At 68.4% G+C, this 22,613-nt stretch carries 24 protein-coding genes; 11 read left to right on the top strand and 13 right to left on the bottom strand.

Annotated elements, in window-relative coordinates; all coding sequences use genetic code 11:
* Positions 1-11: 11 nt before the first annotated feature.
* A complete protein-coding gene (locus TCCBUS3UF1_RS08325) occupies positions 12-458 on the top strand; it encodes an Rrf2 family transcriptional regulator (RefSeq protein WP_014516078.1) in 447 nt (148 codons plus the stop codon).
* Positions 455-1,576, top strand: coding sequence for a cysteine desulfurase family protein (locus tag TCCBUS3UF1_RS08320; RefSeq protein WP_014516077.1), 1,122 nt, complete (start codon positions 455-457; stop codon positions 1,574-1,576). The genes TCCBUS3UF1_RS08325 and TCCBUS3UF1_RS08320 overlap by 4 nt, the downstream gene beginning before the upstream one ends.
* Here TCCBUS3UF1_RS08320 and TCCBUS3UF1_RS08315 read toward each other — a convergent pair.
* The gene (locus TCCBUS3UF1_RS08315; RefSeq protein WP_014516076.1) at positions 1,573-3,255 is read right to left on the bottom strand and encodes a long-chain fatty acid--CoA ligase; all 1,683 of its coding nucleotides are present in this window, start codon (positions 3,253-3,255) and stop codon (positions 1,573-1,575) included. The genes TCCBUS3UF1_RS08320 and TCCBUS3UF1_RS08315 overlap by 4 nt on opposite strands.
* 88 nt (positions 3,256-3,343) lie before the next feature.
* On the opposite strand from TCCBUS3UF1_RS08315, the gene TCCBUS3UF1_RS08310 reads away from it, so the two are divergent.
* Positions 3,344-3,970, top strand: coding sequence for a phosphoribosyltransferase (locus TCCBUS3UF1_RS08310; protein ID WP_014516075.1), 627 nt, complete (start codon positions 3,344-3,346; stop codon positions 3,968-3,970).
* Positions 3,958-4,338, top strand: a complete 381-nt coding sequence (locus TCCBUS3UF1_RS08305; RefSeq protein ID WP_014516074.1) for a cupin domain-containing protein — start codon at positions 3,958-3,960, stop codon at positions 4,336-4,338. Before TCCBUS3UF1_RS08310 ends, TCCBUS3UF1_RS08305 begins: the two co-directional genes overlap by 13 nt.
* Before the next feature lie 39 nt (positions 4,339-4,377).
* Here TCCBUS3UF1_RS08305 and TCCBUS3UF1_RS08300 read toward each other — a convergent pair whose 3' ends face one another.
* The 4 genes from TCCBUS3UF1_RS08300 to speD all read right to left on the bottom strand — a co-directional run bounded on the left by TCCBUS3UF1_RS08300 (position 4,378) and on the right by speD (position 7,922).
* Entirely contained in the window at positions 4,378-5,334 is a 957-nt protein-coding gene (locus TCCBUS3UF1_RS08300; protein ID WP_014516073.1) for an ABC transporter permease, read from the bottom strand.
* Entirely contained in the window at positions 5,324-6,247 is a 924-nt protein-coding gene (locus TCCBUS3UF1_RS08295) for an ABC transporter ATP-binding protein (RefSeq protein WP_014516072.1), read from the bottom strand. The genes TCCBUS3UF1_RS08300 and TCCBUS3UF1_RS08295 overlap by 11 nt, the downstream gene beginning before the upstream one ends.
* A 1-nt stretch (position 6,248) precedes the next feature.
* The gene (locus TCCBUS3UF1_RS08290) at positions 6,249-7,394 is read right to left on the bottom strand and encodes an NEW3 domain-containing protein (protein ID WP_014516071.1); all 1,146 of its coding nucleotides are present in this window, start codon (positions 7,392-7,394) and stop codon (positions 6,249-6,251) included.
* A 90-nt stretch (positions 7,395-7,484) separates the two neighbouring features.
* Positions 7,485-7,922, bottom strand: a complete 438-nt coding sequence (speD, locus tag TCCBUS3UF1_RS08285) for an adenosylmethionine decarboxylase (RefSeq protein ID WP_014516070.1) — start codon at positions 7,920-7,922, stop codon at positions 7,485-7,487.
* Between the two features lie 289 nt (positions 7,923-8,211).
* Here speD and sdhC point away from each other — a divergent pair, with 289 nt between their 5' ends.
* Genes sdhC through TCCBUS3UF1_RS08265 form a run of 4 tightly spaced genes read left to right on the top strand, consistent with a single transcriptional unit; the run spans position 8,212 to position 11,404 of the window.
* On the top strand, positions 8,212-8,577 hold the full coding sequence (sdhC, locus tag TCCBUS3UF1_RS08280; protein WP_014516068.1) for a succinate dehydrogenase, cytochrome b556 subunit: 366 nt from the start codon (positions 8,212-8,214) through the stop codon (positions 8,575-8,577).
* Complete coding sequence (locus tag TCCBUS3UF1_RS08275; RefSeq protein WP_014516067.1) at positions 8,567-8,962, top strand: succinate dehydrogenase hydrophobic membrane anchor subunit; 396 nt, start codon at positions 8,567-8,569, stop codon at positions 8,960-8,962. Before sdhC ends, TCCBUS3UF1_RS08275 begins: the two co-directional genes overlap by 11 nt.
* Position 8,963: 1 nt before the next feature.
* A complete protein-coding gene (sdhA, locus tag TCCBUS3UF1_RS08270; protein ID WP_014516066.1) occupies positions 8,964-10,697 on the top strand; it encodes a succinate dehydrogenase flavoprotein subunit in 1,734 nt (577 codons plus the stop codon).
* Between the two features lie 8 nt (positions 10,698-10,705).
* Positions 10,706-11,404, top strand: coding sequence for a succinate dehydrogenase iron-sulfur subunit (locus TCCBUS3UF1_RS08265; RefSeq protein ID WP_014516065.1), 699 nt, complete (start codon positions 10,706-10,708; stop codon positions 11,402-11,404).
* Positions 11,405-11,449: 45 nt separating this feature from the next.
* Here the strand turns inward: TCCBUS3UF1_RS08265 and aspS are convergent, their stop codons facing one another.
* The gene (gene aspS, locus TCCBUS3UF1_RS08260; RefSeq protein ID WP_014516064.1) at positions 11,450-12,718 is read right to left on the bottom strand and encodes an aspartate--tRNA(Asn) ligase; all 1,269 of its coding nucleotides are present in this window, start codon (positions 12,716-12,718) and stop codon (positions 11,450-11,452) included.
* A gap of 131 nt (positions 12,719-12,849) precedes the next feature.
* Entirely contained in the window at positions 12,850-13,608 is a 759-nt protein-coding gene (locus tag TCCBUS3UF1_RS08255; RefSeq protein ID WP_014516063.1) for a TatD family hydrolase, read from the bottom strand.
* A 71-nt stretch (positions 13,609-13,679) separates the two neighbouring features.
* On the opposite strand from TCCBUS3UF1_RS08255, the gene TCCBUS3UF1_RS08250 reads away from it, so the two are divergent.
* The gene (locus tag TCCBUS3UF1_RS08250) at positions 13,680-14,666 is read left to right on the top strand and encodes a lipocalin family protein (RefSeq protein WP_014516062.1); all 987 of its coding nucleotides are present in this window, start codon (positions 13,680-13,682) and stop codon (positions 14,664-14,666) included.
* Between the two features lie 45 nt (positions 14,667-14,711).
* Positions 14,712-15,365 carry a flavodoxin family protein gene (locus tag TCCBUS3UF1_RS08245; protein ID WP_041433843.1) on the top strand — a complete coding sequence of 218 codons (654 nt, stop codon included), beginning with the start codon at positions 14,712-14,714 and terminating at the stop codon, positions 15,363-15,365.
* On the opposite strand, the gene tsaB is transcribed toward TCCBUS3UF1_RS08245, so the two are convergent.
* Positions 15,362-15,910 carry a tRNA (adenosine(37)-N6)-threonylcarbamoyltransferase complex dimerization subunit type 1 TsaB gene (gene tsaB / locus TCCBUS3UF1_RS08240; RefSeq protein WP_155983286.1) on the bottom strand — a complete coding sequence of 183 codons (549 nt, stop codon included), beginning with the start codon at positions 15,908-15,910 and terminating at the stop codon, positions 15,362-15,364. The genes TCCBUS3UF1_RS08245 and tsaB overlap by 4 nt on opposite strands.
* A gap of 16 nt (positions 15,911-15,926) precedes the next feature.
* Here tsaB and TCCBUS3UF1_RS08235 point away from each other — a divergent pair, with 16 nt between their 5' ends.
* On the top strand, positions 15,927-17,774 hold the full coding sequence (locus tag TCCBUS3UF1_RS08235) for an aldehyde ferredoxin oxidoreductase family protein (RefSeq protein WP_014516059.1): 1,848 nt from the start codon (positions 15,927-15,929) through the stop codon (positions 17,772-17,774).
* Here TCCBUS3UF1_RS08235 and TCCBUS3UF1_RS08230 read toward each other — a convergent pair.
* Genes TCCBUS3UF1_RS08230 through hisF form a run of 5 tightly spaced genes read right to left on the bottom strand, consistent with a single transcriptional unit; the run spans position 17,771 to position 22,605 of the window.
* Positions 17,771-18,445, bottom strand: a complete 675-nt coding sequence (locus TCCBUS3UF1_RS08230) for a DUF58 domain-containing protein (RefSeq protein ID WP_041433842.1) — start codon at positions 18,443-18,445, stop codon at positions 17,771-17,773. The genes TCCBUS3UF1_RS08235 and TCCBUS3UF1_RS08230 overlap by 4 nt on opposite strands.
* Positions 18,442-20,205, bottom strand: a complete 1,764-nt coding sequence (locus TCCBUS3UF1_RS08225; RefSeq protein WP_014516057.1) for an adenosylcobalamin-dependent ribonucleoside-diphosphate reductase — start codon at positions 20,203-20,205, stop codon at positions 18,442-18,444. The genes TCCBUS3UF1_RS08230 and TCCBUS3UF1_RS08225 overlap by 4 nt, the downstream gene beginning before the upstream one ends.
* Positions 20,206-20,214: 9 nt before the next feature.
* A complete protein-coding gene (gene glpX / locus TCCBUS3UF1_RS08220) occupies positions 20,215-21,183 on the bottom strand; it encodes a class II fructose-bisphosphatase (RefSeq protein WP_041433841.1) in 969 nt (322 codons plus the stop codon).
* Between the two features lie 34 nt (positions 21,184-21,217).
* Positions 21,218-21,841: a bifunctional phosphoribosyl-AMP cyclohydrolase/phosphoribosyl-ATP diphosphatase HisIE gene (gene hisIE / locus TCCBUS3UF1_RS08215; RefSeq protein ID WP_014516055.1), complete on the bottom strand. Its 624-nt coding sequence runs from the start codon at positions 21,839-21,841 to the stop codon at positions 21,218-21,220.
* 5 nt (positions 21,842-21,846) lie between these two features.
* Positions 21,847-22,605 (bottom strand): imidazole glycerol phosphate synthase subunit HisF, encoded by a 759-nt coding sequence (gene hisF, locus TCCBUS3UF1_RS08210; protein WP_014516054.1) that lies wholly within the window; start codon positions 22,603-22,605, stop codon positions 21,847-21,849.
* Positions 22,606-22,613 lie beyond the last annotated feature (8 nt).

Here is a 22,613-nt window from a genome sequence, read left to right as displayed (position 1 = left end):
ATACTGGGGGCATGTGGGTTTCCACAAAGGCCCAGTATGGCCTGCGTGCCCTGGTGGAGATCGGCCTGCGGGCCCCCGAGGCTGTGCCCCTGAAGGAGGTGGCGGAGGCCCAGGGCATCAGCCAGCACTACCTGGAGCAGATCGCTGCCCAGCTGCGCCGCGCGGGGTTCATCCGCTCCGTGCGGGGGGCCAAGGGGGGGTACCGCCTGGCCCGGCCCCCGGAGCGGGTCACGGCCTTGGAGGTGGTGGAGGCCCTGGAGGGAAGCCTGGCCCCCGTCTCCTGCATTGAGGACCCGGAGAGCTGCGCCAAGGTGGGGCAGTGCTCCACCGAGCTCCTCTGGAAGCGGGTGGACCTGGCCATGCGCCAGGTCCTGGGGGGCACCACCCTGAAGGACCTCATTGAGGAGCGGAAGCTCATTGAGGCTAAGCGCCTCATCCAGTTGGAACCCACCGGATGAGGGTTTACCTGGACCACGCGGCCACCACCCCCCTGGACCCCGAGGTGCGGGAGGCCATGCGGGGGGTGGAGGAGGCCTTTGGCAACCCCAGCAGCGTCCACCGCTTCGGCCAGGAGGCCCGCCGGGTCCTGGAGGGGGCGCGGGAGCGGATAGCCGCCCTCCTGGGGGTGCGCCCCCGGGAGGTGGTCTTCACCGCCTCGGGCTCCGAGGCCAACGCCCTGGCCCTCCTGGGCGTGGCCCTGGCCAAGGGGCGGGGGCACGTGGTGAGCACGGAGGTGGAGCACGCCGCGGTCCTGGGGGCCTTGAGGCTTTTGGAACGCCTGGGCTTCGCCGTGACCCGGCTTAAGCCCGACCGCTTCGGCCTGGTCTACCCGGAGCAGGTGGCGGAGGCCCTGCGCCCCGATACCGTGCTGGTCAGCGTCATGGCCGCCAACAACGAGCTGGGCACCCTGTACCCGGTGGACGAGATCGCCCAGGTGGTCCACGCCCACGGGGCCCTCTTCCATACGGATGCGGTGCAGGCCATCGGCCAGGTCCCCTTCCGGGCCGAGGAGGTGGGGGCGGACCTGGTCTCCTTAAGCGCCCACAAGTTCTACGGACCCAAGGGCGTCGGGGCCCTCCTGGTGCGCCAGGGGGTGGACCTTGTCCCCTTGGTGCCGGGCAAGCAGGAGGGGGGACGCCGGGGGGGTACGCCCAACCCGGTCTTGGCCCACGGGATGGCGGTGGCCTTGGAGAAAGCCCTGAGGCTCCTGCCTGAGGAGGCTCCCCGCCTTCTGGCCCTGCGGCGGCGCCTGGAAGAGGGGCTCCTCTCCGTGGAGGGGGTGGAGCTGAACGGCCACCCCGAGCGCCGCCTGCCCAAGCTGGTCAACGTGACCGTGAAGGGGGCCGACGGGGAGGTTTTGCTCCTGGCCCTGGACCTCCTGGGGGTGGCGGCCTCCTCGGGCTCGGCTTGTTCCGCGGGGAGCCTCGAGGCCTCCCACGTCCTCTTGGCCCTAGGCCGCTCCCCGGAGGAGGCCAAGGCCTCCTTGCGCTTCTCCCTGGGCCGCTTCACCACCCTGGCCGAGGTGGAAGGGGCGGTGGCGGCCTTCCGGGAAGCCGTGGCCCGGGCGCGCTCCTAGCCTCGTCCTTTGGCGAACTCCTCCCGGAGCTCGCGCCTGAGGATCTTCCCCACGCTGGACTTGGGTAGGGTGTCGCGGAACTGGAGGATGCGGGGGACCTTGTAGGCGGCGAGGTTTTGGCGGCAGAAGGTTTCGATGTCTTTTTCGGAGACTTTGCCTTTGTACTCGTTTTTGAGGACGATGAAGGCGGCCACGGTTTCGCCGCGGTAGGGGTCTGGGACGCCGACGACGGCGGCTTCTTGGACGGCTGGGTGCTGGTAGAGGACTTCTTCTACTTCACGGGGGTAGATGTTGTAGCCGCCGGCGATGATCATGTCTTTTTTGCGGTCTACGATGTAGAAGTAGCCATCGGGGTCCATTTTGGCGAGGTCGCCGGTGAAGAGCCAGCCATCTTTGAGGGTTTTTTGGGACTCTTCTGGGCGGTTCCAGTAGCCTTTCATGACGTTGGGGCCTTTGAGGATGAGTTCGCCCACCTCGCCTGGGGGGAGTTCCTTGCCCTCCTCGTCCACCACCTTGGCCTCCACGCTGGGCAGGGGCATGCCGATGGAGCCCTTCTTCACCACCCCCTCCACGGGGTTGGAGTGGGTGACCGGGCTGGCCTCGGATAGGCCGTACCCCTCGATGAGCCGGGCCCCGGTGATCTCCTCAAAGCGCTTGGCCACCTCCACCGGCAAGGGAGCCGCCCCCGAGAGGCAGATGCGGATGCTCTTGACATTGCGCCCCTCAATCCCGGGGAAGTTGTTGAAGGCCACGTAGAGGGTGGGCACCCCGGGGAAGTGGGTGACCCCGTGCTTTTCAATGGCCTCCACGATGGGCTTGATCTCTGGCCGGGGCAGGAGGACGATCTTGTACCCAGAGAAAAGCCCGTAGTTCATGGCCACGGTCATGCCGTAGACGTGGAAGAAGGGCAAGGCCCCCAGCATGACCCCCTTGCCCAGGAGCTCCCTGGAGGTGGGGTCCCAGGCGTCGATCTGCAGCACGTTGGCCACCAGGTTGCGGTGGGTGAGCATGGCCCCCTTGGAGATCCCCGTGGTGCCCCCGGTGTACTGCAAAAGGGCCAGGTCTTCGGGGTCTGAGGGGTGGGGTTCGGCGGGGGCGCTCTGCAGGAGGCGGGTGAAGGCATGGAAGCCCTGCCGCTTGGGAAAGCCCAAGGGGAGCTTGTCCTTACGGGCCTTCAAGGGGTAGAGGAGGTTTTTGGGGAAGGGGAGGAAGTCCTTGATCCCGGTGACCACGGTGCGCTTCACGGGGGTTTCCCCCTCCACCTCCAGAAAGCGGGGCAGAAGGTGGTCCAGGATGACCAGGGTTTCCGCCCCTGCGTCCTTCAGCTGGTGCCTTAGCTCCCTCGGCGTGTACAGGGGGTTGACGTTCACCCCCACCCCCCCGGCCAGCAGGGTGCCGAAGAAGGCGATGACGAACTGGGGGGAGTTGGGTAGCATGATGGCCACCCGGTCCCCCGGCTTCACCCCCAGGGCCTTGAGCCCCCCGGCAAAGCGTCGGGACTTTTCCCAAAGCTCGGCGTAGGTCAGGGTCTTGCCCAGGAACTCCAGGGCCACGTTCTGGGGGAAGCGGCGGGCGCTCTCCTCCAGGAGGCGCCAAAGGGGGATGGGGGGGACCTGGATCTCCGCGGGCACGCCTGGGTCGTAATGGGCAAGCCAAGGTTTCGCACGCACTTCGGCCATGCTGACCTCCTTTGCCCCTCAGGCTACCAAACACTTTATACCGCGTTCAACCCCAAGGTCCGGTGTAGCATGGGTGAGGAGGTTTCCTATGCGCTTCCGTGACCGCCGGCATGCCGGAGCCCTCCTGGCTGAAGCCCTGGTGCCCCTGGGCCTGGAGCGTCCCGTGGTCTTGGGCATCCCCCGGGGAGGGGTGGTGGTGGCCGAGGAGGTGGCCAGGCGTCTGGGGGGGGAACTGGACGTGGTCCTGGTGCGCAAGGTGGGCGCTCCGGGGAACCCGGAGTTCGCCCTGGGGGCCGTGGGGGAGAAGGGGGAGCTGGTCCTCCGGCCCTACGCCCTGCAGCACGCCGACCAAAGCTACCTGGAGCGGGAGGCGGCGCGGCAGAAGGACACTCTCCGCAAGCGGGCGGAGCGCTACCGCAAGGTGCGGGCCAAGGTGCCCCTGGGGGGCCGGGACGTGGTCTTGGTGGACGATGGCATCGCCACCGGTTCCACCATGGAGGCCGCCTTGAGCGTGGTCTTGGCGGAAAGGCCCCGGCGGGTGGTGGTGGCCGTGCCCGTGGCCAGCCCGGAGGTGGTGGAAAGGCTTAAGGGGCAGGCCGAGGTGGTGGCCCTCTCCACCCCGCCCGATTTCGCCGCGGTGGGGGCCTATTACATGGACTTTGGCGAGGTGACGGACGAGGAGGTGGAGGGGCTTCTGCTACAATGGGCGGCATGAAGCCCGTGGTCAAGCAGGCGGCCCATGTGGAGGCCCGCCCCGTGGAGCGGGGGGAGAAGGCCTTCATCCAGGTCCTCATCGGCCCCGAGGACGGCGCGCCCCACTTCATCACCCGCAAGTTCACCCTCCTTCCCGGGGGCCGCATCCCCAAGCACAAGCACCCCACCATTGAGCACGAGCAGTTCGTGCTTTCCGGCCGCATGAAGGTCTTCTTGGGGAACGAGGTCAAGGAGGTGGCCGCGGGCCAGGCGGTCTACATCCCCCCGGATACCCCCCACGCCTACGTGAACGAGGGGGAGGAACCGGTGGAGTTCCTCTGCGTCATCCCCAAGACGAGCGCTTACGCCACCGAGTGGCTGGAGGACTAGGGGGTGGCCCTGCCTAGGCCTTGGGCCTAGGCAGGGCCTTTAGGCCCGCACCTCCTGCCGCTGGAAGACCACGTAGGCCAGGGTGAAAAGGAGGATGAAGAGGGCGAAGAGGCCCGTGAGCTGGGGCCAGACCAGGAGGAGGCTTTGGCCCAGGGGCAAAGGGGTGCCCAGCACGGCCCCCTCCAGCTGGGTGATGAGGATGGGCCCCAGGGAGCGCACCGCCGGGTTGAGGACGGCGGTGAGGGCTTCCGCGTAGAGGGTGTTGGGGGAAAGGCGGGAGATCCAAAGGGCCAGGTTAGCCTGCCTCAGCTGGCTTTCCGGGTCAAAGGGGTCGGCCTGGAGGAGGAGGGCGTTGGCGGCCAGGTCGGTGAGGATGGGGAAGAAGACGGCGAAGAAAAGCCATACCCCGATGGCCGCCAAGGCCGCGGTGGCGGGCTGGCGGAAGAGGACGGAGAAAAGGAGGCCCAGGGCCAGCCACACCCCGGCGTAGGCCAGGGTGGACAGGAGGAAGAAGAAGGCCCGGGCCATCTCCTCGGCCTCTGGGGGAACCCCTAGGGTGAAAAGGCCGAGGCCCACCACCAGGAGGAAAAGGGCCAGGAGGAGGACCGCCAGGGTGCCGAGCCCCGCCAGGAACTTGCCGAAGAGGAGGGCGTCCCGGTAGATGGGCTGGGAGAGGATGCGGGAAAGGGTGCCCCGGGCGTACTCCCCGTTCACCGCGTCAAAGGCCAAGGCGATGGCGGCCAGGGGTACGAAGAAGGAGAGGAAGCCCACGAAGGAGGGCAGGGGATCCTGGGCGGTGGTGAGGAGCTTGAGGTAGAGGTAGGGGTCCTCCCCCACGGTTTGGCGCAGGGTCTGGGTGCCGGTATAGACCGCGGCCAGGGCGGAAAGGAGGATCAGCCCCTCGAGGATCCGCATCCTCAGCCCCGTGAGGTGGTCGGCCATCTCCTTGAAGAAGACGGCCCAAAGCCCAGTCCAGGGGGAACCTTCACGCCGCATGGGCCACCTCCTGGAAGTAGTGGGCGTAGACCTCGTCCAGGCTGGGGCGGCGGAGGGTTAGGCTATAGAGGCTCCCCTGGGCCACCGCCACCTGGGCCAGCTCCGGCCGCAGGTCTCGGGTGGCCCAGACCCGGTAGCGGCCCCCCTCGGCCTCCACCCGGGCCACCCCCTCCAGGGCCCTTATGGAGGCCTCGAGGCCTGGGCTCGCCTCCAGCTGGATCTCGTACCCGCCCCCCAGGACCCGCTGGGAAAGCTCCTCCACCGTGCCCAGGAGGGCCAGCCGCCCCTTGTGAAAAAGCCCTACCCGGTCGCAGATCTCCTGCACCTGGTGGAGGAGGTGGCTGGAGAGGAGGATGGTGATCCCTTCGGCCTTCAGGCCCTTGATGAGCTCCAGAAACTCCCGGGCCGCCTCCGGGTCCAGGCCTAAGGTGGGTTCGTCCAGGATGGCCACCTTGGGCCGCTTCAGGAGAACCTCGGCCAGGCCTAGGCGCTGGCGCATCCCCCGGCTGAAGGCGGCCACCCGGCGTTCCCTCACCTCCCAAAGCCCCATTCGCTCCAGGACCTCTTGGATCCGGGCCCTGGCCTCGGCCTCGGGAAGGCCCAGAAGCCGGGTGGTGTAGCGCAGGTTCTCCCAGGCGGTGAGCTCCCCGTAGAAGCCCACCTGGTCGGGGAGGTAGCCCACCCGGGCCTTGACCTCGAGGGGCTGGCGCATGGGGTCCAGGCCCAGGACCCGGGCCTCCCCGGCCGTGGGCTCGGTGAGGCCCAGGAGCATGAGGATGGTGGTGGTCTTCCCCGAGCCGTTGGGGCCCAGGAGGCCAAAGACCTCCCCCTCCTCCACGGAAAGGTTCAGGTCCTCCACGGCCACCACCCGGCCGTAGCGCTTGGTGAGGCCCTGGGTTTGGATGACCGTCATGCTACCTCCGGCCGAAGCGGTTCACGGCAAAGCCCAGGACCAGGAGGGCCACCGCCATGATGCCGATCCCCACCAGGCCCCAGAGGCTGGAGCGCACCACCGTGGCCCGGTAGTCCAGGCTCTCGGAAACCCCCTCGTCCCCGGAGAGGGAGAGCGTCACCATGTAGTCCCCGGTCACCGCCTTGGGGGCAGGCTTGATGCGGGCCGTGACCTCCTGCTCCTGGCCGGGCTCCAGGGCCTCCAGCTTCTCGGGCTCAAACTTCACCTCCCAGCCCGAGGGCTCCATGGCGCTGAAGGAGAGGTTTTTGGCCGGGGCGCTCCCCTCGTTTTTCACCACCAGCTTCACCGGGTTTTCCCGTCCGGCGGTTACCTGGCCGGAGAGGCGGCCTTCCTTGGTGGTGAAGCGCACCTCGGGGCGGCCCGTGACCTCGAGGGTGAGGGCCAGCTCCGCCTTGGCCTCCCCGGCTGCGGCCCGCACGGTGAGGCCGTAGGTGTCGGCCTTGGTGTCCTTGGGCAGGGAGACCTCCACGTCCAGGTCCTTGCTCTCCCCGGCCTTGAGGGGCAGGCTGGTTACCTGCTGGCTGGCGAAGGCAGGGGTGAAGGTGACCTGGAAGCCCTTGGGGGCCTCGTACTCCAAGGAGACCAGCAGGTCGCGGTCGGACTCGTTCTTCAGGGTTACCCGGTAGCGGAAGGAGCTGGTGGGCGGGCCCTTGAGGATGGGGAGTTCGGCCTCGAGGCTCAGGCGCTGGGGTAGTCCCTGGCCCACCACCAGGGCGATGGGGAGGCTTGCCGCCTGCCCAAGCCCCTCTGCCCGCACCAGGAAGCGGTAGGTGCCGGGCTTCACCTCCTTGGGGGGCTGGAGGCGCAGGGTGAGGCTGGTTTCCCCGTCGGGGGCCAGGTAGACCGCCCGCACCAGGCGGCCACCCCCGATGAGGCTGGCCTGCCAGCCCGGGGGCACCTCGGCCAGGGAGAGGCGGACCACCCCTGGGGGCAGGCCGTGGTTTTTCAGGTTGAGGGTGAGGTTGACGTTTTCCCCCGGCTGGACCCCCATCTCCGGGTAGGGGGTGCCCAGGGAGAGGCCGCGGAAACCTTGCGCCCAGACTACGCCAAGCGTCAAGAGGAAAAACACCAAGAGTTTGCGCACCATACCTTAGCCTCCTCTACCAAGGCTAGGCAGGAAACATGAAGCCCAAATGAAAAGCCCCGGGCTGGCCCGGGGAGAAGGGAGGAGGAAGGGCTAACCCACCCGGGCTTCCAGATACTCCCGCTCGCCCAGGACGATCTGGCGGGCCAGCTCCGGGTCCTTGGGGAACTCCTTGCCCCGGTTGATCATGTAGGTCTCGTAGCGCCCAATCTCAAAGACCTCGGTTAGCTTCCGCAGCACCTGGGCCATGTTGAAGGCCTTGCAGGAAAAGATATCAATGGAGAGGAAGCGCTTTTTGGGGAAGGTGTGGATGGCGATGTGGCTTTCCGCGATGATCACCACCCCGGTCACCCCCTCCTCCCCCTCGGGCCCGTAGCTGTAGACGAAGGGGGGAAGGACCTTGGTCATCTCCATCTCCTCGGGGAGCTCGTCCAGGACGCGGCGAACCAGCTCGGCATCCCGGAGTTTGGCCGGGTTGGCGTCGTACCCGTCCACCATCAGATGCGGACCGAATCCGAAGAGTTCCACCATGGCCACCTCCTTCCCGTGCCCCCCGGGGTATTCCCCTGCGGCACGCCCCCCATTATGCCCCCCCCTCCCCCCCCTGTCAATACCTCGTTCCCGGGCGGAAAATCCCAGGTTCCCTCCCCGGGGGACTCCCTGGGGCCAAGGCCCTGGGGAAGGGGGAGGGGGGCTTGGGGCAAGGCTCCTCCAGCTCGGCCTTTTGATACCATCTGGGGGTATTTGGGGGGGAAAGTAGGCTTCCCGACGCAAAGCCCCTGGGCGGAGGGTGTATGATGGCTTTCGGCAAGGAGGTGCCATGTACCGGGGAAGAGAAGGGCAGTGGGCGTTTTACCTGCACCGGCTCTCGGGCTTGGGCATTCTGGTTTTCCTGATGCTCCACGTGGCCAACATTTCCAGCGCCATGTGGGGCCCAGAGGTGTCCAACGCCCTCATGAAGTTCTACCACCAGCCGGTCTTCCAGGTGGGGCTTTTGGTCCTCATTGCGGGCGTGCTCTACCACGGGTTCAACGGCCTCAGGATCATCCTCATGGACTTCACCGCCTGGGGGGTGCGCTACCAGCGGCAGCTCTGGTACGGGGTCTGGGTGCTCTTTGTCCTCTTTTACCTGCCTTTCCTGGTCAAGATCGGCGGCGGGATCCTGGGAGGTAGCCATGGCGATTAAGTCCAAGCGGTATGCTGAGGCCAGGCTCGAGGCCAACACCAACCTGGAGCTTTACTGGTGGGTCTTCATGCGCATCTCCGGGGTGGTCTTGGTCTTCTTGCTCATCGGCCACATGTGGATGAACGCCATCCTCATGGACCTCAACAAGATTGACTACGACTACGTGGCCCAGAGACTTTCCCAGACCACCTGGAAGATCTACGACTGGCTCATCCTGGCCCTGGCCCTCCTGCACGGGGCCAACGGGCTCCGCTACGTTCTGGACGACTGGGTGCGGGACCCGGCCAAGCGCTTCTGGACCAAGGTGGTGGCCTACGGCCTCATCGGCTTCCTCTTCCTCTTGGGCAGCCTTTCCCTTTTCAACCATGATTTTGGGGTGAAGTAGCATGGCGCACAGGCACGAGGTGATCGTGGTGGGCGCGGGCGGGGCGGGCCTCGCCACCGCCCTGTATGCGGCCAGGGAAGGCGCGGACGTGGCGGTGGTGAGCAAGCTCTACCCCACCCGCAGCCATACGGGAGCGGCCCAGGGGGGCATAGGGGCCGCCTTGGGCAACGTGGAGGAGGACCATTGGGAATGGCACATGTTCGATACGGTCAAGGGGGGGGACTACCTCACCGACCAGGATGCCGCCGAGGTCTTCGCCAAGGAGGTGATCGAGGCGGTCATTGAGCTGGAGCACATGGGCCTTCCCTTTGACCGCCTGCCCAACGGCAAGATCGCCCAGCGCCGCTTTGGCGGCCACACCAAGGACTGGGGCAAGGCCCCGGTGCACCGGGCGGCCCATGCCGCCGACCGCACCGGGCACATGATCCTCCAGACCCTCTACCAGCAGTGCGTCAAGGCAGGGATCACCTTTTACAACGAGTTCCACGTCACCGACGTGATCCTGGAGGACGGGGTGGCCAAGGGACTGGTGGCCTTGGAACTGGCCACCGGGGAGCTCCACCTCTTCCAGGCCAAGGCCATCGTCATCGCCTCGGGAGGCTTTGGCCGCATCTACAAGGTGACCTCCAACGCCTACACCCTCACCGGGGACCTGCAGGCCATCCTCTACCGCAAGGGTCTGCCCCTGGAGGACATGGAGTTCTACCAGTTCCACCCCACGGGCCTCTACCCCTTGGGCATCCTCCTCACCGAGGGGGCCCGGGGCGAGGGGGGGATCCTGCGCAACGCCCTGGGGGAGCGGTTCATGGAGCGTTACGCCCCCACCATCAAGGACCTGGCCCCCAGGGACATGGTGGCCCGGGCCATGTACCTGGAGGTGCGGGAAGGCCGGGGCGTGGGGCCCAAGAAGGACCACGTCCTCTTGGACCTCACCCACCTGCCCCCAGAGGTCATTGAGAAGAAGCTGCCCGACATCACCGAGTTCAGCCGCATCTACCTGGGGGTGGACCCCCTGAAGGAGCCGGTACCCGTAATGCCCACCGCCCACTACGCCATGGGCGGCATCCCCACCACCCTCTGGGGCCAGGTGATCCGGGACGAGCAGAACACCGTGGTCCCCGGACTCTACGCCGCCGGGGAGGCGGCCTGCGTGAGCCTGCACGGGGCCAACCGCCTGGGCACCAACTCCCTGGGGGACCTGGTGGTCTTTGGCCGCCGCGCCGGCATCCACGCCGCCCGCTTCGCCAAGGATGCCGATTACCACGAGCTCACCGAGGAGCACCTGGGGGAAAGCCGGGAGCGGATTGAGCGCCTGAAGCGTTCCACGGGCAAGGAGAAGGTGGCCGTCTTGCGGGCGGAGCTGCAGCAGTCCATGATGGACCACGCCTCCGTCTTCCGCACTGGGGAGCTTCTGGCCAAGCAGGTGGAGATCCTAAAGGAGCTCATGGACCGCTACCGGAACGTTTCCCTCGAGGACAAGGGGGACGCCTACAACACCGAGCTGGTAGAGGCCCTGGAGCTCGGCTACCTTCTGGAGGTCTCCGAGGCCCTGGTGCACTCCGCCCTGAACCGCACCGAGTCCCGGGGGGCCCACGCCCGGGAGGACTACCCGGAGCGGGACGACCAAAACTGGCTCAAGCACACCCTGGCCTACAAGGTGAAAGACGGCAAGGTGGCCTTCCGCTACAAGCCCGTGGTTCTGGGCCGCTTTGAGCCCAAGGCCCGCACGTACTAGGAGGCCCCATGCAGGTTACCCTGAAGATCCTCCGTTTTGACCCCACCAAGGAGCAAAAGCCCCGCTGGCAGACCTACCAGGTGGAGGCGGAACCCACCGACCGCGTCCTGGACCTTCTGCACAAGGTCAAGTGGGACCAAGACGGCACCCTGGCCTTCCGAAGGAGCTGCGGCCATGGCATCTGCGGTTCCGACGCCATGCTCATCAACGGCAAGAACCGCCTGGCCTGCAAGACCCTGGTGAAGGACCTGGGGAACGTGATCACCGTGGAGCCCATCCGCGGCCTGCCGGTGGAGAAGGACCTCATCGTGGATATGGAGCCCTTCTTCGCCGCCTACCGGGCGGTAAAGCCCTTCCTCATCAACGACGAACCCCCTCCCCAAAGGGAGCGCCTGCAAAGCCCGGAGGAACGGGAGCGCTTTGACCACGGCACCAAGTGCATCCTCTGCGCCTCCTGCACCACCAGCTGCCCCGTCTTCTGGGTCAACGGCGCCTACCTGGGCCCGGCGGCCATTGTCCAGGCCCACCGCTTCCTCTTTGACTCCCGGGACCGGGGGAAGCGGGAGCGCTTCCAGGCCCTGGGCTCGGGAAGCGGGGTGTGGCGGTGCCGCACCGCCTACAACTGCACCGAGGCCTGCCCCCGGGAGATCCCCGTGACCCAGCTCATTGAGGAGGTCAAGCGGGCCATCCTTTTTGACCGCTTCTAGCGGGCCTTGGGGCCCCATCGCGGCTTAGGCCGCGATGGGGCTTTTTCATGGGGTAAGCCGGTGCCGGTCCCGGGGGAAGGCCCGGGCGTAGCGCACGTTGGGCAGGCCAAGGAGCTTTTGGGTGAGCCGCTCCGCCCCGATGGCGAAGCCCCCGTGGGGGGGCATGCCGTACTTGAAGACCTCCAGGTAGCCCCGGAAGCCCTCAGGGTCCATCCCCTTGGCCTTTAGGCTTTCCAGAAGCTCCTCGTAGCGGTGGATGCGCTGCCCACCGGAGGTGATCTCCAGGCCGCGGAAGAGAAGGTCAAAGCTGCGGGTGGTGCCGTCGGGCTCGGGGTAGGTGTAGAAGGGGCGCACCGCCCGAGGGTAGCGGGTGAGGAAGAGCCAGTCCGTACCCCAGCGCTCCTTGGCGTACTGCCCCAGAAGCCGCTCCGCCTCCTCGGAGAGGTCCTGGCCCGCGGGGTAGCCGAGTTCTTCCCTGAGGATCCGCCTTGCCTCTGCCAGGGTTAGGCGGGGGATGTCCTGGGGGAAGGAGGGCCACTCGGCCCCCAGGAGCCGGATCTCGTTCCCGGCTGCGGAAAGGGCTTCCTCCAGCATCTCCTGGAGGAGGCCTTCTTCCAGGCGCATCAGCTCCTCTTCCCCCCCGATGAAGCCCATCTCCACGTCCAGGGAGAGGTACTCGTTCAGGTGGCGGCTGGTGTTGTGCTCCTCCATGCGCCACACGGGGGCCACCTCGTAGACCCGTTCAAACACCCCCACCATGATCTGCTTGTAGAGCTGGGGGGACTGGGCCAGGTAGGCCCGCTTTTCAAAGTAGTCCACCCCGAAGAGGCCCGAGCCCCCTTCGGCCCCGGCCCGGACCACCTTGGGGGTGAAGATCTCCGTGAAGTCCTGCCGGTCCAGGTAGCGGCGGAAGCCCCGCACCAAGGCGGCCTGGACCTTGAGGGGGGCCCGGGCCTTCTCCCCCCTTAGGGTGACGTAGCGGTACTCCAGGAGGGTGTCGGGATGGGCCCGCCATTCCTCCTTGGGGATCTCCACCGGGGTGGGTTCTAGGGCGGGGGAGAGGACCTCCAGGGCCTGGGCTTGGACCTCGAGGCCCCCGGGGGCCTTGGCGTTTTCCACCACCCGGCCCCGCACCCGGAGGGAGGACTCGGGAAGGGGGAGTTTCTGCCCCCCCGTCACCACCTGCACCACCCCGCTTCGGTCCCGCAGGAGGAGGAACTGGACCTTCCCCAGGTCCCTGCGCCAATGGAGGAAGCCCCAAACCTCCACCTCTTCGCCCACGTGTGCCCTAAGGTCTTTGACCAGAACGCGCATGCTCCCTCCTCTAAACCCCAAGCCCCCCCGGCCATGGCGGACCGGGGGGGCTTGCCTGCCCCCCGTTTAGGCGTTGTTAAGGGAACGAGGGCACATGTTGCCCCTAAGTTTAGGGAATGCCCCCCCTTGGGTCAAGCCGCAAAGCGGAAAAGGCCCTCAGCGTTCCCATCGGTGAGGCGTTCGGCCTCCCCGTAGTCCAGCCCCAGGACCTCCGCCAGCTTGGCCAGGGTATGGCGTACGTAATGGGGGCGGTTCCGCTTTCCCCGGTGGGGCTCCGGGGGGAGGAAGGGGGTATCGGTCTCTACCAGGAGGCGGTCTGGCGGTAACTGGCGGAGGACCTCCCGTAAGGCCTGGTTTTTGCGGTAGGTGAGGGGGCCGGCGAAGCTGAAGTAGGCCCCTACCGCAAGCCCCGCCCCCACCAGGGCCGGATGGCCGGAAAAGGCGTGGAGCACCACCCGCGGGGGCCGGTGGGCCAGGAGCCAGCCCGCCAGGTCCTCCTCCGCCTTCCCGTCCCGGCTCCGCACGTGGAGGACCAGGGGGAGGCCGAGGGCCTGGGCCAGGGCGGCCTGGAAGTCCAGGGCCCGGAACTGGGCGGCCCGGGTTTCCGGGGTCCAGTGGTAGTCCAGGCCCGTCTCCCCCACCGCCCGCACCCGGGGATGGCGGGCGTAGTGCCCAAGGGCCTCCTCTACCTCGGGGGAGAGGAGGTGGGCGCTGGTGGGGTGGAGGCCCACCGCGGCGTAGACATTGCCCTGGGCCAGCTCCAGGGTCTTTCCCCAGCGGGCCGGGTCCACCCCCAGGGTGAGGACGGCGCGGAGCTCCCCCAGGTGGGCCCTTACCTCCTCCAGCTCCTCGGGGGCCAGGAAGTCCAGGTGGGCGTGGGTATCGGTCACAACCCCCTCCTTCCCGCCAGTGTATCCTGGAACCGGGATCTGACCCATACCAGGTAGATAGGGTGATGGGTATGCGAAGGGCTTGGTTTCTTCCCCTTCTCCTCGCCGCCTGCGTTCCGGCCCTCCAGGGGGTGGATCCGCAGAGGCTTCCTGACCCCAGGGACTGGGACCCCAAGCCTGCTCCCCTGGAATGGTGGTACGCCTCGGGCTGGGCCCAGCCCTACGCTTTCCACTTCGCCTTCTTCAAGGCCTATGCCCCCCCCTCCTACCGCATCCTGGGCTTGCCGGGAAGCCTCTTTGGGGCCTTCCACGCCGCCCACCTGGCCCTCACCGACCTCCGCACCGGGGAGAGGCGCTTCCTGGAGGTTTCCGACCAGGACCTCTTTGCCCCCCGGGGCCGGGCGGAAGCGGGGCCCAGCCTGGAGCTCATGGGCTGGCGGTTTTTCCGTGAGGGGGAGGCCTTCCGCCTCCTGGCAGGCCCCGTGGAGCTGGCCTTCCGTCCCCTGAAGCCCCCGGTGGTCCACCCCCCTGGCTACTCGGGCACGGCGGAAACGGGGCGGATGTACTACCAGTCCTACACCCGGACCGAGGTCCAGGGCCGGGTCCTGGGCCAGGCGGTACAGGGGGAGGCCTGGCTGGACCACCAATGGGGGGAGCAGCTTTCCGGCCTCACCGCCACCTGGGACTGGTTTGGCCTGCATCTTTCCGACGGCTCCGAGCTCATGGCCTACCAGGTGCGGGACCGGGAGGGAAGGGTGGTCCAGGTCCTGGGGAGCCGGGTGGACCCCCTGGGGCGGGTGGAGGCCCTGGACCTGGCCTTCCAGGCCCTCGAGGCCTGGCAGAGCCCCTCCGGCCGCACCTACACCCTAAGCTGGCGCCTCCAGGGCTCCTCCCTGGACCTCGCCCTCCGCCCCCTCTTCCGGGAGGGGGAGATCCTCTCCCGCACCACCCGGGTGGCCTACTGGGAGGGGCCGGTGGTGGGGGAGGGAACCCTCCTGGGCTACCCCGTGCGGGCCCAGGGGATGGGGGAGTTTGTCGCCGGGACCTTCCGCCCCTAAGTGCGTGTGCTATACTAAAACCGGTTTAGTGCTTGGGTGATAGGTATGGGCTTACGCGTGCTCGGCGTCAACGCATCGGCACGGACGGATGGGTTTACGGCGGCGTTATTGGACGAGGTTCTGGAGGCGGCCAGGCGCAAGGGAGCTACCACCCAGCGCCTGGACCTGGTGAAGCATCCTTTCCCCCTGTGCGCGGGGAACTACTCCCTGGACCCCGCTTCCTGCGGCCCCGAAACCTGCGTCCAGGGGCCCTGGGATGGGTTTGGCAAGGTGGCGGAGCGGCTTCTTTCTGCGGATGCCGTGGTCTTCGCCACCCCCGTCTACTGGTTCAGCGTTTCCGCCCGGATGAAGGCCCTTCTGGAGCGCATGACCTCCATGGAGAACCAGGGCCTCCTCAACCTGGGCAAGCCCATGGCCCTCCTGGCGGTGGCCGAGGAGGAGGGGGCCAGCCAAGCCCTTGCTCAGATGCTCCTTCCCCTGGCCTACATGGGGTTCGTCCTTGCCCCCTTGGGCCTGGTCTACGCCCACCGCAGGGGCTTGGAGGGCCTAAAGGCCAACCCCGAGCTCCTGGAGGATGCCCGCATTGCCGGGGAAAACCTGGTCCTGATGGCGGAAAAGCTCCGCGGGGCTCCCTTCCAAGAACCCCTTCCCAGCCACCAGTACCGCCTGCCCAACCTCCCGGGGGTGGCGGCGGACTAGAGGTAGAGGGGCTCCACCCCTTCCCGGGCGAAGGGGAGGAGCTCGTAAAGGGCCCGGGGGTCCGGGGGAGGGTCCAGGAGGAGGCCCGTCTTGGGCCGCTCCTCGGCCCGTAGCTTCCTAGGGGGGTTCACCTCCAAGGGCTTCCCCTCCCGCTTGGCGTAGGTGGCCCCGTAGTAAAGGCCGTTCCGGGCGGTGAAGAGGGGGGTAAGGGGCGGCCCCCCTTCCTCCAGGAAGGGCCAGCAGGCGGCGAGGAGGGAACCCACCCCGTAGACCCTGGCCCCTTGGGCCAGGGCGATTCCAAGCCCTGCCGCCAAGGCGATGCGCAGGCCGGTGTAGGAACCGGGGCCTTCCCCCAGCACCAGGGCGCCGATCTCCTCCCGCCTGGCCCCTACCTCGGCCAAAAGGGCTTCCAGGAGGTCAAAGAGGGCTTCCTCGTGCCGCCTTCCCAGGTGGACCACCCGCCCCAGGCCCTCCTCGCCGCGGAAGAGGCCCAGGGCCAGGTAGGGGGTGGCGGTGTCCAGGGTGAGGGTCCACACGGGGGGCATCTTATAGCATGGGGCTATGCCTAAGGGCTACCATGACCGCGTGGCCTTCGTGGACCTGTCCACGGGGCGCATCTGGTATGAGGGTTTTGGCGAGGCGTTTTGGCGGAGGTTTCTGGGGGGAAGGGCCCTAAGCGCCTACCTTCTCCTTAGGCACGTGCCCCCGGGGGCCGACCCCTTGGGCCCGGAGAACGCCCTGGTCTTTGCCCCTGGGGTCCTCACCGGTACCCCCATCTCGGGCTCCGGCCGGAACACCGTGGCCGCCAAGAGCCCCCTCACCGGCGGGTATGGGGACGCGGAGGGCGGGGGCTTCTTCGGGGCAGAGCTCAAGAACGCCGGCCTGGATGCCCTGGTGGTCCTGGGGCAGGCGGCCGAGCCCGTCTACCTCCACGTGGAGGGGGGGGAGGTGGCCCTGCACCCCGCCCCCCACCTCTGGGGCAAGGACCCCCTCGAGGTGGAGGCCCTCCTCAAGGAGGCCCACGGGGCCAATACCCGGGTGGCCCAGATCGGGATCGCCGGGGAGAACCGCGTCCTCACCGCCAACGTGATCCACGACCTGGCCCACTTCGCTGGCCGGGGGGGGTTGGGGGCGGTGATGGGAGCCAAGAGGCTCAAGGCCGTCTCCGCCCGGGCCCGCAAGGAAACCCTGCCCGCCTACCACGACCCCGGCCTCCTCAAGGAGCTGGCCCGGCGCATGGCCAAGGAGCGGATGGAGCGGGCGGCGGGGATGGTCACCATGGGCACCGTGGGCACGGTGAAGCCCTTCAACCTGCGCGGCGTTCTACCCAGCCACAACTTCCAGGATGGCTTCCTGGAAGGGGCCGAAGCCCTGGACGGCACCAGCCTAGACGCCCTGGGCATCCGCATTGGCCGGGACACCTGCTACGCCTGCGCCATCCGCTGCAAGCAGGTGGTGCGCATTGAGGGGACGGGCAAGTACGACGTGCGCCCGGAGTACGGGGGGCCGGAGTACGAGGGCCTAGGGGCTTTGGGCTCCACCTGCGGCGTGACCGACCCCTACGCCGTGACCAAGGCCAACACCCTCTGCAACCAGTACGGCCTGGACGTGATCGGCGTGGGGGTCACGGTGGCTACGGCCATGGAGGCGGTGGAGCGGGGCTATTTGGACGATGAGGGCCTGGGCCTGCGCTTTGGCCACGCCGATGCCCTCATCGCCGCCATAGAGAAGCTGGCCCGCCGGGAGGGGCGGCTTGGGGAACTCCTGGCCCAAGGGGCCAGGCGCCTGGCCGAGGTCTTGGGCCACCCCGAGCTGGCCATGCACGTGAAGGGGCAGGAGGTGCCCATGCACGATCCCCGCTTCAAGCGGGCCCTGGGGGTGGGGTATGCGGTGAGCCCCACGGGGGCGGACCACAACCACAACCTCCACGACACCGCCTTCGCCAAGGAGGGGAAGGGGTTGAAGGAGCTCCGCTTCTACGGGGAGGACTTTCAGCCCCTGCCCATAGAGGACCTTTCCGAGGACAAGGTGCGCATGCTCTGGACCAAGACCCGGGAGCGGGGCTTCGTGAACAGCCTGGTGATGTGCGATTTCGTCCCCTGGACCCCGGAGGAGTGGCAGGAGGCGGTCTACGCCGCCACCGGCTGGCGGCTTACCCCGGAGGAGATGCTCCAGGTGGGGGAGAGGACCCTGCAGCTTGCCCGGCTTTTCAACCTGCGGGAGGGAATCCCTCCCGAGGAGGACCGGCTCCCCGGGCGCTTTTTCCAGCCCTTCCGCCGGGGGAACCCGGAGGCCCGCCTGGACCCTTCGGCCTTCCAGGAGGCGGTGCGGACCTACTGGCGCCTGGCCGGCTGGGAGGGGGGTAAGGTGGCGGCGGAGCGGCTTAGGGCCCTGGGCCTCGAGGGCTAAAGGGGCTCCAACACCCCCTGCCGCAGGAGGGCGGGCAGGGGGGGTTCCCCCACCCGGAGGAGGGCGTACCGCCCCCGGAGGAGGGCCAGGAGGCGGAGGGCCTTGAGGTGCTCCGCCAGGGCCTCCTGGTAGGCCCCTACCTCCTCTGGGCCCACGGGGAGGCTTTCCCCGGTTTCCACATCCCTCAGGAGGGCCGCCTCCCGGGGAGGGCTTAGCTCCCAGGGGGAGAGGATCTGCACCAGCACCACCCGCCGGGGCAGGACCTGGGGCCAGGGCAGGGGGTCCAGGCCGTCCGTGAGGAGGACCAGGACGCCCCGCCCGGGGGGGATCCTCCCGGGCCGGCCCCGCCCCAGCCGGGCCAGGGGGTCCTCCTGGCGGGCGATGCGGAGGAGGAGGTCCGCCACCTCCGCCGCATAGGCCCCCTTGCCGTGGAGGCCCATGCTCTCGCTATCGTCCAGGAAGAGGCGGAAGCGGCTTCGCTCCGGGGCGGTCTCCACCCGGGTATAGAGGCGGCCCGTCTTGGCGTAGGCCCGCCAGTGGACCCGACGCACCTCGTCCCCCGGGGCGTAGGGGCGGAGCTCGTAAAACTCTCCCCCCAGGCCCTTCCTTCGGGCCAGGCGCTCCCCAGGGTAGGGGAGGTAGGGCTTGGTGGCCAGGCGGTAGCGGATCATGCCGTCTGGCAAAAGGTGCAGACCCCCACCGGGGGCAGGGGTTCCATGACCTCCTCCCGGCTTCCCTCGCGGAAGACCGTGATCCCCTTGCACCCCTCCTTCCAGGCGGTGAGGAAAAGGGCTTCCACCACCTCCTTGGGGGTGTCCTGGGGCAGGTTCACCGTGGAGGAGATGCTCTGGTCCACGTGGCGTTGCAAGGCCGCCTGCAGGCGTACCCGCCCAAAGGGGTCCACGCTGTGGGCGGTGGGCCAGTTGGGTAGGCCACCCCCCGTGGCCTCCCGGTAGCGCTTGAGGAGGGGGTGTTCCGCCAGGAACACCTCCCCCCCGGCGTGGCGCAGGTAGGTGAGGGCGAAGATGGGCTCAATCCCCCCCGTGACCCCGGCCAGGATGGAGATGGAGCCGGTGGGGGCGATGGAGAGAAGGGCGGCGTTTCTAAGGCCCTTTTCCACCTCCCTTTGCAGGTCTTCCGGCAGGCTTTGGATGAAGGGGCTTTTCCGGTGCTCCTGGGCTTGAAAGGCGGGGAAGGGGCCCCGTTCCCGGGCCAGCTGGGCGCTGGCCCGGTAGGCGGTTTCCTTGATGCGGCAGAGGACCTCCTCGGCGAAGCGGTTGGCCTCCTCGCTCCCGTAGGGGAGGCCCAGCATGGCCAGCATGTCGGCCAGGCCCATGACCCCAAGGCCGATGCGCCGGCTCCGCAAGGAGGCTTCCCGCTGGGCCCTTAGGGGGTGGCGGTTCCGTCCCAGGTCCACCACCCCATCCAGGAAGCGCACAGCCCAGAAGGTGGCCTCCTCCAGGGCCCCCACGTCCAGCCGGGCCTGGGGCGTAAAGGGGGCCTCCACAAAGGCCGCCAGGTTGAGGCTCCCCAGGTTGCAGGCCCCGTAGGGCTCCATGGGCACCTCGCCGCAGACGTTCACCCCCTGGACCTCGAGGCCCCCGTACTGGGCCGTGGTCCAGGTCCGCACCCGGTCCCAGAAGAGCAGGCCGGGCTCGGCGCTGGCCCAGGCCGCCTCCACCAGGGCCTCCCAGACCTCCTTGGCCCGCAGGGTGCGGCGGATCTCCTCCCTGGGGGTGGTGAAGGATAGGGTCCAGGGCTCGTCGGCCTGGGCGGCTTCCAAGAAGGCGTCGCTTGCCCGCAAGGAGAGGTTGGCGTGGCGCACCCGCCGCCGCTCGGGGTCGGTTTTGGCCCGGATGAAGGCGAGGAGCTCAGGATGGGTGTCGGAGAAGGTGAGCATGAGGGCCCCCCGCCGGCCCCCGCTGGCCCCCATGACCCCGGCCAGGGTGGAGAAAAGCTCCATGAAGCTTACCGCCCCCGAGCTCTCCACCCCCGCGTTCCTCACCTTGGCCCCCTGGGGCCTTAGGACGTCGGCGTTGGTGCCCACCCCGCCCCCGTAGGCGAAGGTGCGGGCGGCCTCGTCCAGGAAGCGGGTGATCCCCCTTACGGAGTCCTCGCGGATGGGGATGAAGTAGCAGTTGAAGAGGGTGCTCCGGCGCCAGTGGCCGAGGCCAAAGAGGATCCTGCCCCCGGGGACGAAGCGGAACCCGGAGAAGAGCCAGAGGTACTTCCCCTCCGCCCCCCGGTCCATCCGGGCCGCATGGTGGGCCAACCGGCGCCACATGGCCTCCGGGGTGGGCTCCAAAAGCCGCCCTTCCCGGTCCCTTAGGGCGTAGCGCCGCAGGAAGACGCTGGCCCTTAGGGCGTCTCCCCCGAAGAAGTCCAGGGCCAGCCGGTTGGCCTCCTCCTCGGCATAGGCGCGCCGGGGCACGCCCCCAGTCTATACCCGGATGGTCACCCGGGCGCCCGTTTCAAAAAGATGGATAGAGTCTATAAAGCGCACAATCCGGGTGGCGTGGCCCATGACGATGGAATGGGTCCTGGCCCCCCCGCCGAAGAAGCGCACCCCCTGGAGGATATCCCCGTCGGTGATGCCGGTGGCGGCGAAGACGATCTCCCGCCCAGGGGCCAGGTCCTCGGTGCGGTACACCCGGTTCTCATCCCCGCCCATGGCCCTAAGCCGGGCCCGCTCCTCCTCGTTTTGCGGGGCGAAGCGGGCCTGGATCTCCCCGCCCAGGCACTTGAGGGCGGCTGCGGCCAACACCCCTTCCGGGGCCCCGCCGATGCCCATGACCGCGTGCACCCCCGTGCCCCGGATGGCGGCGGCCAGGGCGGCGATGACGTCCCCGTCGGAGATGAGCTTGACCCGGGCCCCCGCCTCCCGGATCTCGCGGATGAGCCGCTCGTGCCGGGGGCGGTCCAGGACCACCACCACCAGGTCCTCCACCGCCCGCTGCAGGGCCAAGGCCAGGGCCTTGAGGTTGGCGGAGACGGGCCAGGTGAGGTCCACCAGGCCCGCGGCGGGGGGAGGGACGATGAGCTTTTCCATGTACATGTCGGGAGCGTGGAAAAGCCCCCCCTTCTCGCTGATGGCGATCACGGTTACGGCGTTGGGCAGGCCCTTGGCCGCGGTGGTGGTGCCCTCCACCGGGTCCACGGCGATGTCCACCTCCACCCCGCCTTGGCCCAGGACCTCCCCGATGTAGAGCATGGGGGCCTCGTCCATCTCCCCCTCGCCGATCACCACCGTGCCCCGGATGGGTAGCTCGTTGAGCACCTGGCGCATGGCCTCGGTGCCGGCCTCGTCCACGGCCTCCTTGTCCCCCTTGCCGGCGTAGCGGCTGGCCGCCAGGGCTGCCCTTTCCGTGACCCGGACCACCTCCAGCACGAGACGGCGCTCGATTTCCATGGTTCCATCATAAGGGGTGGCCGGGCCGAGCCCCTCAAGGCCTTGGGGGCTGGTGCCGCGCCCAGAGGGTTTCCGCCAGATCCTCCGGGGAAAGGCCCAGCTCCGCCAGGACCAGAAGGAGGTGGAAGAGGAGGTCGGCCACCTCCCAGCGCACCTCCTCCGGGTTGCCGTTTTTGGCGGCGATGATCACTTCCCCCGCCTCCTCCCCGATCTTTTTCAGGATGCGGTCCAGACCGCCCTGGTGGAGCTTGGCCACGTAACTCCCCTCGGGGAGGGTCCGGAGGCGTTCCTGAATGGTGGCGTAGACCTGCCCCAGGACCAAGCCCAGGTTCGGCCTACCGGGGAGGAGGGGGTGGTGGAAGCAGGTGCGCTCCCCCGTGTGGCAGGCGGGGCCTCGGGGGACCACCCGGTAGACCACCGCATCCCCGTCGCAGTCCAGGAGGACCTCCACCACCTCCTGGGTGTTCCCCGAGGTTTCCCCCTTGCGCCAAAGCCTGCCCCGGCTCCGGCTATAAAAGGTGCTCTGCCCCGTCCTTAGGGTTTCCTCCAGGGCCTCCCGGTTGGCGTAGGCCAGGGTGAGGACCTCCCCGGTCCTGGCGTCCTGGACCACCACCGGCACCAGGCCTTCTGGGTCAAAGCGCACCCCGCTCAGGTCCATGCCCTCTAGTCTAGCCGCACGGGGAGGCCCTGTTGGGCCAGGAAGGCCTTGAGCCTGGGGATGGGGATCTCCCCGAAGTGGAAGACGCTGGCGGCCAGGGCCGCTTCCGCACCAACTTGGAAAACTTCTAGGAAATGCTCCTCGCGTCCTGCCCCCCCGCTGGCGATCACCGGGACGTTCACCGCCTCGGCCACCAGGCGGGTGAGCCTGAGGTCGTACCCCTCCTTGGTCCCGTCCCGGTCCATGCTGGTGAGGAGGATCTCCCCGGCCCCCAGCTCCCCCCCCCTTACCGCCCACTCCACCGCGTGGAGGCCGGTGGGCACCCTGCCCCCGGCGATCACCACCTCGGGGAACTCCCCCCGCCAGCGGGCGTCGATGGCCAGGACCACCGCCTGGGCCCCGAAGTGGTCGGCGAGCTCCCTTAGGAGGTCGGGCCGCTTCACCGCCGCCGAGTTCACGCTCACCTTGTCCGCGCCGGCCAGGAGGAGGCTGCGGGCATCCTCCAGGGAGCGCACCCCCCCGCCCACGGTGAGGGGGATGAAGACCCGCTCGGCCACCTGGGCCACCACCTCCAGGAGGATGGCCCGTTCCTCGTGGGTGGCGGAGATGTCCAGGAAGACCAGCTCGTCGGCCCCGGCCTCGTTGTAGGCTTCCGCCGCCTCCACCGGGTCGCCGGCATCCTTCAGGTTCACGAAGTTTACCCCCTTGACCACGCGGCCTGCGTGGACATCCAGGCAGGGGATGATGCGCTTGGCCAGGCTCATACTGGGGG

This window comes from Thermus sp. CCB_US3_UF1 (genome assembly GCF_000236585.1).
Classification (GTDB): domain Bacteria; phylum Deinococcota; class Deinococci; order Deinococcales; family Thermaceae; genus Thermus.
This window is presented reverse-complemented; position numbering and strand designations above follow the sequence as displayed.